A 10360-nucleotide genomic window follows, 5' to 3' on the forward strand; every position below is an offset into this window, starting at 1 on the left:
TAAATATTCACTGATCTCTCAATACTCAAAAACATTACAATTATGCCTTTATTTAATAAATATACAAAGCTAATTCCTTATCTATATTTCATTGCAATTATTGCATATTGGTTTACAGACATTAATAGAAATAATGGTATTACTGCTTATCCAATTTTATTGTTTGCCATTCCTTTTTTATGGCAACTTATTAAACCCAATAAAAAATTAAACCTTACTTTAGGAATTACCTTTGTTTGCTTATCATCATACTTAATATTGGCATACTTGTCCGATTTATACAATTTAACTTCATTTACTGAAAAAACTCAAAAGTTTATTATTTATGGAGGTCTATTTGTTTTAGGTAATTTTATTATGGCTTTATGGATTATTAGAAATAGTTTAAAAGAAAGTATTTAATACGTAACTTTGCAGCTTAAATTTTTAGTAAATGAACCTCAACGAAGTTCCAAAATTAAAGCATATCAATTCAAATAATTTCTTTTTATTATGTGGACCATGTGCCATTGAAGGAGAAGATATGGCATTGCGTATTGCTGAGAAAGTAATTTCTATTACAGATAAGTTAGAAATTCCTTATGTTTTTAAAGGTAGTTTTAAAAAAGCTAATAGAAGTAGAGTTGATAGTTTTACAGGTATTGGAAACGAAAAAGCTTTAAAAATTCTTAAAAAAGTCTCTGATACTTTTGACATCCCCACAGTTACCGATATTCATGAAATTTCTGATGCTAATTTAGCTGCAGAATATGTTGATGTTTTGCAAATCCCTGCTTTTTTAGTGCGTCAAACCGATTTAGTTATCGCAGCTGCAGAAACGGGCAAAGTTGTGAACTTAAAAAAAGGTCAATTTATGAGTCCGGAAGCCATGAAACATGCTGTACAAAAGGTAAAAGATGCTGGTAATAACAAAGCATGGATAACAGATAGAGGTACAATGTTTGGTTATCAAGATATGATAGTAGATTTTAGAGGTATTCCTACTATGAGACAATATGCTCCCACAGTGTTAGATGTTACCCATTCATTACAACAACCAAACCAATCAAGTGGAGTTACAGGCGGCAGACCAGATATGATAGAAACTATTGCAAGAGCTGGAGTAGTTAACAATGTAGATGGCTTATTTATTGAAACGCATTTTGACCCTGCAAACGCAAAAAGCGATGGTGCAAATATGCTTCATCTTGATTATTTAGAAAAGCTTTTAACCAACCTAGTTTCTATCAGGAAAACGGTAAACAACCTCTAATTTCAATACAACATACATGATTAATCTGTTTTTTAAACCAGTAATTGGTATTGCAACTCTTTTGTTTTCATTTAACATTATAGCTCAAGAAAATATTCCAGTAAAATACACAGCATCAAATAAGGGTAAATTCTTTATTAGTTGGGGAGGAAATAGAGAATCGTTTTCTAAATCTGATATTCGGTTTAAAGGAGATAATTACGATTTCACAATAAAAGATGCTTCTGCAAAAGATAAACCTAAAGGCTGGCATATCGATTATTTAAACCCTACAAGAATTACTATACCCCAAACCAATGTTAAAGTTGGTTATTTTATATCAGACAAATACACTGTTTCCTTTGGGGTTGACCACATGAAATATGTGATGCAGAGAAACTTAAACAAAACTGTTGACGGATATATTAATTTGCCTAATGACGAAGAAGGTTCGCAATACAATGGCACTTACAATAATGAATCCTTTTTAGTTTCAGAAGATTTTTTAAAATTTGAACATACTAATGGACTAAACTATGTTTATGCTGAATTTGCACGTTATGATGATATTTCTAAAGTCTTTAACCTACCAAATACAGATAAATTTCAAATTAATATTACCGAAGGCTTAGCTGGAGGTATTTTATACCCAAAAACAAATACCACATTATTACAAAAAGAGAGATATGATCAGTTTCATTTAGCTGGTTATGGTGTTTCCGCGCATGCTGGACTTAATCTAACCTTTTTTAAGCACTTTTTTATGCAGTTGGATTTAAAAGGTGGGTACATTAATATGCCCGATATAAGAACAACTAGTAATGTTTCTGAAAGCGCATCACAACACTTCTTTTATTTACAGCGTGTTGTCGCTTTTGGTGGTATTTTTAGGATTTAAATAAACCAAGCTTTTTCATTCTTACTAAGTAAGTCTGAAGCAGTGTGTAATAGTTTTACAAAATTTTCTTGATCTAAATCTTCCAAGGTTTTTAATTGAATAGAACGTACTTGTTTCCGGTTATTATCATTTTTTAAAATTGGAAATTCTTTTTCAAGAAGTATGCCTTGTATAAAAGCAACATCTACATATTTTTTTCCTTTTAGAATATTTAAATAAATTATGGGCTTTTTAGCAATGTTATAAAACGGAATTTTATAACTATACCTCTCCTCTACTTCTGGCAATGTATTTAAAATAACACTGCGAACATACAGCATGATAGATTGGTAAGGCTCTTTTTGATTTATAAAATATTCGTCAACGGGTTTCATTAGAATTATTTTTTCAAACTTAACAAAAAAATATGATGACTAATTCAAAATAATTCATTTACTTTGTATTTCAAAGTACTTTTACATGGAATCAAAAGATTATTTAAAAGACATTAGCGAGATTAAAGATTTAATGAATAAATCTTCGCGATTTATGTCGCTTAGTGGTTTATCTGGAATATTAGCTGGTATTTACGCACTTATTGGGGCATATCTTGGCTATAACATTATTTACGCAAACAATGTTGTTGCAGCAGATGGTTACAGAACTATTATAATGACTGAAAATAGAATATTACAAATTTTTGCAATCGCATTTATTGTTGTAACGTTCTCTATTGCAACAGGAATTATTTTCAGTTATATAAAGGCAAAAAAACAAGATGAAAAAGTTTGGGATTCTGCTTCAAAACGATTAATAATTAATTTTTTAATACCATTAGCTACAGGAGGTCTCTTTATTCTTTTTTTAATTGAAAAAGAAATTTATGCTTTTGTTGCTCCTTTAACACTAGTTTTTTATGGATTAGCTTGTGTAAATGCAAGTAAATACACATTGGGGTATATTAGATATCTGGGAATAACTATGATTATTATTGGATTATTCTCTGTTTACTTTTTGGGTTATGGCTTATTTTTTTGGGCACTAGGTTTTGGAGTTTGTCATATAATTTACGGGGCTTTAATGCATTTTAAATACGATAGAAATTAGGTTTGAGTATTATTACAAACATAAATAAAGCATTCGATCATCGAATTAGATTAGGTATTATGTCTATTTTAATGGTGAATGAATATGCCGATTTTAATATGCTAAAAGAATTACTTGGAGCAACCGATGGTAATTTGGCAAGCCATACAAAAGCTTTAGAAAATGCTGAATATATTAAAATTGAAAAACAATTTATTGGAAGAAAACCCAACACTCGTTACTCTACTACCCCATTAGGTAGAGCCGAATTTAAAAAACACATTGAAGCACTCGAAAAATTAATTAACAAACAATAACTATTTTTTTAACCATTTACTTTGTATTTCAAAGTACTTTATAATTTAATTATGAAAAAAATATTTCTTTTTATTGGAGCCATCTTATTTAGCATACTTTTTCACAAACAAGGTGTTGGCTTAAACCTTTCTATTTTTAGTTTTATTACCTTAATATTACTAGTTATTTTTAATAAATCTGCTTTCAAGCAAAAAAGCACTTTAGCTTATAGTGTACTTTATTTAATAACTGCCATTACTGTTTTTATTTACAATAATAGCTTATCAATTATTGCCAATTTTGTTGCGTTTTTCACTTTAGTTGGACAAGTGTCTGAGCAAAATTCTTCTATTTACATCAATTGGATAAATGGTTTATATACGATTGTTGCTGGCTATTTTCATAGAAACTTTAATATAAATGAAACTAAACAAAAAGTTATTTCAAATAAAGACATTGATTATTTACACCTCATCAAAATTATTGGCATTCCCTTAGCTCTTATAATTGTTTTTATCTGTCTTTACAAAAATGGAAATCCAATGTTTAACGAATTGGTTAATAAAATAGATTTCAGTTTTATAAATTTTCAATGGCTTTTGGTTGCCATTTGTGGATATTATTTATTAAATAATATATGTAAACCTGTAATAATTGAGCCTACAACAACCTTAGACATAAATACAGGAAATTACTTAAGCAAAAAAGGAGAAATAAATATAGGTGATTTAAAAAAAGAACATCAATTTGGTTTTATCTTAATTTCGGCTTTAAATTTACTTATCATTTTATTCTTAATTACCGATATTACTTATTTATTAACTTCAAACGACTTAAGAGCTTCTACTTTTTCAAACCAAGTGCATAGCAGCATTTATACTTTAATTGCTTCAATAGTAATAGCCATAATCATTATACTTTATTTTTTTAGAGGCAATTTGAACTTTTACAGCAAAAACAGAAGCCTAAAAACTTTAGCTTATCTATGGATTACACTCAACAGTATTTTAATTGTCAACATATTAATTAAAGATTTTCAATACATCTATTACTTTGGTTTTACTTACAAACGTATTGGAGTTTTAATTTACTTACTATTAACGGTAATTGGCTTAATAACAACCTTTATTAAGGTAAAGAACGTTATGAATTTTTGGTATTTATTTAGAATAAACTCATTAACTACTTTCACAATTCTAGTAACATGCGCTACTGTAAATTGGGATGGTTGCATTACCATATACAATCTTAACTATGCAAAATCTATGGATTTTAAATATCTAATTAGACTATCTAATAACAATGTATTTACTCTAATAAACTATTTAGATGATCATAATTTAGATAATTATAAAAACTCTGTTATTAGAAGAAAGTACAAAAGATACTTAAAAGAACTAAATGCTAAGTCTTGGCAAGAAATTCAATTTGATAATTTTAAAATTAAATAGAAGTTTTGAACGTACCAATAACAATTATAAAGGCTACAGGGTTGTCCTTAATTATATTTTGGACTATAGCCATTACAGAAGACTTTAGCTTAGACATGATTCCGCTTGTACTCTTATCTGTAATACCAATAAGCATTTGTTGCTCTTTGACTATATGTTTAACTATTGCTCCTTTTTTTTGGTCGAAAAAAGGAAAGAGAAATTTAGAAACTGTTTATAATAGCTATTTTCCTTTTTACGCTATAGCCTTATTTGGGTTATGTGTGTTTAGTACAATTGAATCTAACTTTAATACATATGGAATAGCATTTAATACATCTGCTTTTTTTACCGCTTTAAAAACTTGGAGTTGGCTTGCTGAACCTAAAAAAATAAAATGAAACTCAACAAAACATATTTAATAATTTCCATACTACTTTTTATAATTGAAGTGCTAATAGCATGGTATTTAAAAAGTGGTTTTATACGTCATACGTTTGGTGATTTTCTCGCGGTAATACTTCTTTATTCTATTGTAAAAAGTTTTTTAGACATAAACTCATTCAAACTAGCTATTTATGTTTTAGTATTTGCCTTTATTATAGAGTTTTTACAATTAGCAAATATTCTAAAAGCTTTTAACCTTGAAAATAACAACTTAATAAAAACCATACTAGGTAGCACCTTTCAAATTTCAGATTTGGTGGCTTATACACTTGGTATCATAACTATTTTAATTATTGAATATAAAATTTGCAAACTATGGATTACATAAAACACCTTTTCTTAAATAGATTTAAAACATTTTTACTAGTAACCGTTTCAATGCTTTTAAGTATTGTTTTACTTATGGTTAGAATAAAGCTTACACATTCCTTCTACCTTTTGTTTTTAGTATGGAATTTGTTTTTAGCAGTCATTCCCTTTACCATTACAAGCTATTTAGTGAGCCTTCCCAAACTCAATAAAATAGGTTTTGTTCTATGCTTTGGTGTATGGCTGCTTTTTTTACCAAACGCACCATATATTGTTACAGATTTAATCCATTTAAGGTTTAATGGAAGTTATTATATATGGTTAGATATTTTAGTAGTTAGTTCTTTTGTTATTAATGGATTACTACTTTTTTATCTTTCTTTAGTTGATATGAAACATATTTTACAATCTTATTTTAAAAAGTCTATTACCTATTATGCTTTAACATCAATCATATTTTTATCTGCTTTTGGAGTATTTTTAGGTCGGTTTCTTCGTTATAATTCTTGGGAAATTTTAAGCAATCCAAAATATTTATTTATTGATATTATAAATATTGCCATAAAACCTTTTTCGAATAAAGAAGCTTGGTTATTTACAATGTTATTTGGTTCTTTTTTAAGTTTTGGCTTTTGGGTGTTTGGACAAATTTATCATAATCAGTCACCAAAATATAAGAATTAAAAAACCACCTAAAAACAAAATTTAGGTGGCTCAATTTATATATTAAAAGGTTTGTTTAATCATTTAAATAACTCATTAAACCTGAATAATCTCCATAGCCTTGTTGAACAACAATTTTACCATCAGCATCAAAATCAAAAGACTCATACAATCTTATAACACCAGACTTTGCTTCGGTTGAATCAGTAGCTGGTAAAGTAACTTTCCATGCTCCATAATAACGTACTGAACCATCTGGTTGTTTAGTTACATTATTTACACCTGGTAAAAACACTGGTGGGTTAGTTAATAATTCGAAATCATATTTTGCTAAAAAAGTACTATCACTTTGCTTTACTTCATCACCGTGTATCATTACCGAGTCTTTCTCTGCTCCAAAATAGGTATTGTATGCAACTGCACTATCTGCATAAATTGAATAATCTGGCACTTCATTTTGCCAATCTAACAACGACTTTAATGCCGTTTCGGAATTTTTTTCAAATAATTCATTAACCGAATTGTCAGGTTCTGCTTTACAACCTACAATTAATAAGGCTAAACATAAAATAGAATACATAATTTTCATAATAATTATAATTTTGGTTTGTTAATTACAACTTAAATGTAATGTATTTATTTGAATACTAACTATTTATGATTAAACTTTATTCAATACCGTTAACATAATTTTGTAAATAGCTAAAACGGTCAGTCAATTTTCCGTTTTCAGTAATTTTAGCACGTTTTAAAATACCATTGGCATCATTATTAAAAAATGCAGGAATAACATACTGTAAAAACTGCTCACCAAAACCTTCGCTAGCATCTTGTGGTAGCTCGCATGGTAAATTATCTACAGCCATTACCACAATAGCTTTTTCATCTTTATAATCTATTTCTGTTTCGGTTTTTGGGTTGTAACCATAAATAGGATCTGCAATGGTTGATGCACGAAGTGTTGTTGCAACTGGACCATCTACATCGCAACTTATATCGGCAACTACTTTGATATTGAAATCTGCCGATTTCACATCGTCTCTAGTATATAAATATGGCGCGCCATCTCCATAAAAATGTCCAGCGATATAATAATCGGTTACTTTAGCAAAACGCATGAAGTCTGACATATAATCTTTTGGATTATTGAAGAAATCGATATTGTTAATTACTTTCCCATCTTTACGTTTATTATAATCTAAAACATCAATTTTACAATAAACAGGTTCGTTAAAAGTATTGTTCAAGTAATCATCAACTGAAACACTTTTGATATTCATAGCATCTAACATTTCTTGAGAACCGTTTGATACTTTACCACTACCTGTGAGTAATATTTTTATGTTTGGAAGCTTAATTTTATTTAACTCCTTAATTAATGCTTCTTGATTTGGTAAAGGTCCTGCTTTGGGCAAATTCCATGAATTGTATTTTAGTCCCCAAGCGCGAAAACCATTGTAAGCACCAACAATTCCAGCATAACGCCCAAAACCTATTAAACGAAAGCCTTTTTCGTTAACAATTGTTTCGTGGTCGTAAAGTTCTATGTTTTTCGCTAAAACAGCTTTTAATAATTTTCTATTATAAGGTTGTTTTTTAATAGTATGTGAAAAGAAGAAGTATTTTTTATTTGGTATTAAAGCCTCTATTGGAACTTCTTTTACACCTATCATGACATCACAATCTGAAACATCATCTACAACTTCAAATCCTGCTATTTTATATTGCTCGTCTGAAAACACACGAATGTCTGATGCTTCTACTATAAATGTAGCTTCTGGAAATTGTTTTTTAGCTTGGGTTAATTTTGATGGAGAAAACACCACACGACGGTCTGGTGGATTTTTACGTTCTTTTATTATAGCGAATTTCATGTTTTATTCTTTTATGTGCCCAATAGTGGCAAATGTTTTACTTTGTGATAAGTTAAAGCTAATGAAATACAATTTATTAATTCATCCTCAGGAATTTCATTCTCTAGTTTAAAAAAAATTGCTCTATTTCCTTCAAATTTGAATGTGCTTTTATAAATAATTTTAAATGTTGAAACTAGTTTGGAACTACACTGAAAATGCATGGCGAATTGATTTGGTATTTTAGCTTTCCAATCCATTCTTAGAGTGCTACCGTTTTTAGTGATATAACTTGGCTCTCCCCATTTTAGTGGTTCTTCAAGTTTTTCAAGTCCGTCAATTTTTGAGGCTGTTTTTAAAACCAATGCTCTAAGTTGTAGCATTTGTTCTTTTACTGTTTTTGGATAATTATTAAAAATATCGGCAACTTTTGGATTACTTACTAGTTCCATATTATTGTTAACTGACACTATTTGTGTTTGGTATAAATTTTGTACTAATGTAATAGGATTTGCAAGTGTATACAAACTTTTTTGATACCTTTGCTGCCCGCGTTAAGGATTGAAACGACATCCTTTTGCTTTTTTTTGGCAAAAGATATAGTGAAAAGCCTGACCCGATAGGGTAACGCTATTATTATTTAATTAAAAATGGGGTCGACTGGTTTTGACAGCGAGATTAATTGGATGGTAAGCACGTCGTGTAATGACATTGAAACACGTAAAAGGCTAGATCAAATTTTAAACGGCGAGAATAACTACGCTTTAGCTGCATAATCTGAATTTATAGTAAGATTAGCCTAGGTACACAAGGTGTACAAGCTTTATGTCTCCGGAAAGCCTTGATTGACGGCGTTCCTTTTTGAGACATCGTAAATGTCAATATAGAAAGCAAAGCACTTTGATTTGCTTTTGAAACTAAAGAAGATAAGTTAAAAGTGGGTTGTCTTTAACCAGCTTTTAATCGAAAACCCAAGAAAAGAATAAACGTGTAGAAAGCTCTTTGATTACTTGTTTGGACGAGAGTTCGATTCTCTCCGACTCCACTTATTGGGTATCAAAACCCATCAAAAACCCTGTAAATTTATGATTTACAAGGTTTTATATGATGTCAGATGAAAGCATCTCAATCGAGACCAATTAGGGTACTATTGTAAATTTAAAAACTAGGTCTCTAAAACCATTTATTTCAATGATTTTCAATATTTTACAACTTTTAAACTTTTGATTTATAGAAACTAATTTTATACTTTTAAGTCATCAAGCGAGATCTAAAATCATGAAAACAGACTTTTCAATTCACTTTCATTTATTTAATTCAAAGATGAATAATCAAGGACTGGCACCTATTTATTTAAGACTGACCGTTAACAATAAACGAATTGAATACAGCATTACCACAAGAATTGAGCCAAAATTTTGAAACAAAAGGTCACAAAAAGTAATTGGAACAAATCGTGAGGCTGTGGAAATCAATAATCAAATAGATAGTCGAAACATAAGCTCTATAAAATCCATCAAAGATGTATGGACGAGGATAATTTGATATCTACAAAGTCGAGATGAACCTTTTAAAAGGCGGCGGAAAGAAGATCAGATACATCCTTTAAGTATTCAAAGAACACTACAATAGAACTGATGTTATGGCTGGCAAAGATATTTCAGTCAGTACGGCAAAGCGCTATTGGACATACTATGACCATGTCAAACAATTTATTGAAGAAGAATATAATGTTGAAGACTACAAATTAAAAGATATCGATTATCAGTTTATTACCAAATTTGAGTTCTTCTTGAAGACGGTTAGAAATTGTATCATAATTCCGCATTGAAATACATCAATAATTTCAAGAAAATCATTCGGATTGCTTTGGCTAATCAATGGATAGATAGAACCCTTTCTATAATTACAAAGTTCAATTTGAAGCCGTGGAACGTGAATATTTAAATGCCAAGATATTGACATACTCTACAACAAAGAATTACATTTTGACAGGTTTAAAGTTGTTCGCGACATGTTTGTGTTTTCCTGTTATACAGGTCTCGCCATTTAGAACGTTGAGAAACTTTACAAATCAGATATCAGTATCGCCATTGATGGGAAGCAATGCATAAGTATGACTCCAATATCTTACTATAATAAAGTCTCAAGCCCAAAGTTCCGATAA

The 10360-nt window shown here is 29.5% G+C and carries 15 protein-coding genes and 1 other RNA gene; 12 read left to right on the forward strand and 4 right to left on the reverse strand.

Annotated elements, in window-relative coordinates; translation table 11 throughout:
- Positions 1 to 42 precede the first annotated feature (42 nt).
- From BT151_RS10980 to BT151_RS10990, 3 genes are read left to right on the forward strand one after another with little or no spacing between them, the layout of a single operon-like run.
- Positions 43 to 402, forward strand: coding sequence for a hypothetical protein (locus tag BT151_RS10980; RefSeq protein ID WP_072402093.1), 360 nt, complete (start codon positions 43 to 45; stop codon positions 400 to 402).
- 31 nt (positions 403 to 433) lie between these two features.
- Positions 434 to 1252, forward strand: coding sequence for a 3-deoxy-8-phosphooctulonate synthase (gene kdsA / locus BT151_RS10985; protein ID WP_072402095.1), 819 nt, complete (start codon positions 434 to 436; stop codon positions 1250 to 1252).
- Positions 1253 to 1268: 16 nt separating this feature from the next.
- A complete protein-coding gene (locus tag BT151_RS10990; RefSeq protein ID WP_143144285.1) occupies positions 1269 to 2129 on the forward strand; it encodes a hypothetical protein in 861 nt (286 codons plus the stop codon).
- Here the strand turns inward: BT151_RS10990 and BT151_RS10995 are convergent.
- Positions 2126 to 2503, reverse strand: a complete 378-nt coding sequence (locus tag BT151_RS10995; RefSeq protein WP_072402097.1) for a DUF1801 domain-containing protein — start codon at positions 2501 to 2503, stop codon at positions 2126 to 2128. The two genes, BT151_RS10990 and BT151_RS10995, sit on opposite strands and share 4 nt — an antisense overlap.
- An 85-nt stretch (positions 2504 to 2588) precedes the next feature.
- On the opposite strand from BT151_RS10995, the gene BT151_RS11000 reads away from it, so the two are divergent.
- The 6 genes from BT151_RS11000 to BT151_RS11025 are packed head-to-tail and all read left to right on the forward strand — an operon-like array spanning position 2589 to position 6361.
- Positions 2589 to 3215 carry a hypothetical protein gene (locus BT151_RS11000; RefSeq protein ID WP_072402099.1) on the forward strand — a complete coding sequence of 209 codons (627 nt, stop codon included), beginning with the start codon at positions 2589 to 2591 and terminating at the stop codon, positions 3213 to 3215.
- A gap of 2 nt (positions 3216 to 3217) precedes the next feature.
- Positions 3218 to 3511: a winged helix-turn-helix domain-containing protein gene (locus tag BT151_RS11005; RefSeq protein WP_072402101.1), complete on the forward strand. Its 294-nt coding sequence runs from the start codon at positions 3218 to 3220 to the stop codon at positions 3509 to 3511.
- A 51-nt stretch (positions 3512 to 3562) separates the two neighbouring features.
- Positions 3563 to 4942: a DUF4153 domain-containing protein gene (locus tag BT151_RS11010; protein ID WP_072402103.1), complete on the forward strand. Its 1380-nt coding sequence runs from the start codon at positions 3563 to 3565 to the stop codon at positions 4940 to 4942.
- Between the two features lie 5 nt (positions 4943 to 4947).
- Positions 4948 to 5322 carry a hypothetical protein gene (locus tag BT151_RS18485; RefSeq protein WP_143144286.1) on the forward strand — a complete coding sequence of 125 codons (375 nt, stop codon included), beginning with the start codon at positions 4948 to 4950 and terminating at the stop codon, positions 5320 to 5322.
- Positions 5319 to 5696, forward strand: coding sequence for a ribosomal maturation YjgA family protein (locus BT151_RS11020; protein WP_072402107.1), 378 nt, complete (start codon positions 5319 to 5321; stop codon positions 5694 to 5696). Before BT151_RS18485 ends, BT151_RS11020 begins: the two co-directional genes overlap by 4 nt.
- Entirely contained in the window at positions 5684 to 6361 is a 678-nt protein-coding gene (locus BT151_RS11025; RefSeq protein ID WP_072402109.1) for a DUF1361 domain-containing protein, read from the forward strand. The genes BT151_RS11020 and BT151_RS11025 overlap by 13 nt, the downstream gene beginning before the upstream one ends.
- 55 nt (positions 6362 to 6416) lie before the next feature.
- Here the strand turns inward: BT151_RS11025 and BT151_RS11030 are convergent, their stop codons facing one another.
- From BT151_RS11030 to BT151_RS11040, 3 genes are all read right to left on the reverse strand, one after another.
- A complete protein-coding gene (locus BT151_RS11030; RefSeq protein ID WP_072402111.1) occupies positions 6417 to 6929 on the reverse strand; it encodes a hypothetical protein in 513 nt (170 codons plus the stop codon).
- A gap of 79 nt (positions 6930 to 7008) precedes the next feature.
- Entirely contained in the window at positions 7009 to 8214 is a 1206-nt protein-coding gene (locus BT151_RS11035; RefSeq protein ID WP_072402113.1) for an NAD(P)-dependent oxidoreductase, read from the reverse strand.
- Between the two features lie 11 nt (positions 8215 to 8225).
- On the reverse strand, positions 8226 to 8645 hold the full coding sequence (locus tag BT151_RS11040; protein WP_072402115.1) for a DUF1801 domain-containing protein: 420 nt from the start codon (positions 8643 to 8645) through the stop codon (positions 8226 to 8228).
- 200 nt (positions 8646 to 8845) lie between these two features.
- Here BT151_RS11040 and ssrA point away from each other — a divergent pair.
- From ssrA to BT151_RS18990, 3 genes are all read left to right on the forward strand, one after another.
- Positions 8846 to 9241: a transfer-messenger RNA gene (gene ssrA / locus BT151_RS11045) on the forward strand.
- Between the two features lie 230 nt (positions 9242 to 9471).
- A complete protein-coding gene (locus tag BT151_RS18985; RefSeq protein WP_171946628.1) occupies positions 9472 to 9615 on the forward strand; it encodes an Arm DNA-binding domain-containing protein in 144 nt (47 codons plus the stop codon).
- Between the two features lie 220 nt (positions 9616 to 9835).
- The gene (locus tag BT151_RS18990) at positions 9836 to 10024 is read left to right on the forward strand and encodes a phage integrase SAM-like domain-containing protein (protein ID WP_072402116.1); all 189 of its coding nucleotides are present in this window, start codon (positions 9836 to 9838) and stop codon (positions 10022 to 10024) included.
- Positions 10025 to 10360 lie beyond the last annotated feature (336 nt).

Origin of the sequence: Flaviramulus basaltis, assembly GCF_900114265.1 — a bacterium.
GTDB classification, from domain to species: Bacteria; Bacteroidota; Bacteroidia; order Flavobacteriales; family Flavobacteriaceae; genus Flaviramulus; species Flaviramulus basaltis.

Excerpts from the sequence above, each read along its gene's own strand:
- BT151_RS10995 (WP_072402097.1), bottom strand. The coding sequence starts at position 2,503 with ATGAAACCCGTTGACGAATATTTTATAAATCAAAAAGAGCCTTACCAA.
- BT151_RS11010 (WP_072402103.1), top strand. The coding sequence starts at position 3,563 with ATGAAAAAAATATTTCTTTTTATTGGAGCCATCTTATTTAGCATACTT.
- BT151_RS11035 (WP_072402113.1), bottom strand. The coding sequence starts at position 8,214 with ATGAAATTCGCTATAATAAAAGAACGTAAAAATCCACCAGACCGTCGT.
- BT151_RS18985 (WP_171946628.1), top strand. The coding sequence starts at position 9,472 with ATGAAAACAGACTTTTCAATTCACTTTCATTTATTTAATTCAAAGATG.
- BT151_RS11000 (WP_072402099.1), top strand. The coding sequence starts at position 2,589 with ATGGAATCAAAAGATTATTTAAAAGACATTAGCGAGATTAAAGATTTA.
- BT151_RS18990 (WP_072402116.1), top strand. The coding sequence starts at position 9,836 with ATGGCTGGCAAAGATATTTCAGTCAGTACGGCAAAGCGCTATTGGACA.
- kdsA (WP_072402095.1), top strand. The coding sequence starts at position 434 with ATGAACCTCAACGAAGTTCCAAAATTAAAGCATATCAATTCAAATAAT.
- BT151_RS11040 (WP_072402115.1), bottom strand. The coding sequence starts at position 8,645 with ATGGAACTAGTAAGTAATCCAAAAGTTGCCGATATTTTTAATAATTAT.
- BT151_RS10990 (WP_143144285.1), top strand. The coding sequence starts at position 1,269 with ATGATTAATCTGTTTTTTAAACCAGTAATTGGTATTGCAACTCTTTTG.
- BT151_RS11030 (WP_072402111.1), bottom strand. The coding sequence starts at position 6,929 with ATGAAAATTATGTATTCTATTTTATGTTTAGCCTTATTAATTGTAGGT.
- BT151_RS10980 (WP_072402093.1), top strand. The coding sequence starts at position 43 with ATGCCTTTATTTAATAAATATACAAAGCTAATTCCTTATCTATATTTC.
- BT151_RS11025 (WP_072402109.1), top strand. The coding sequence starts at position 5,684 with ATGGATTACATAAAACACCTTTTCTTAAATAGATTTAAAACATTTTTA.
- BT151_RS11020 (WP_072402107.1), top strand. The coding sequence starts at position 5,319 with ATGAAACTCAACAAAACATATTTAATAATTTCCATACTACTTTTTATA.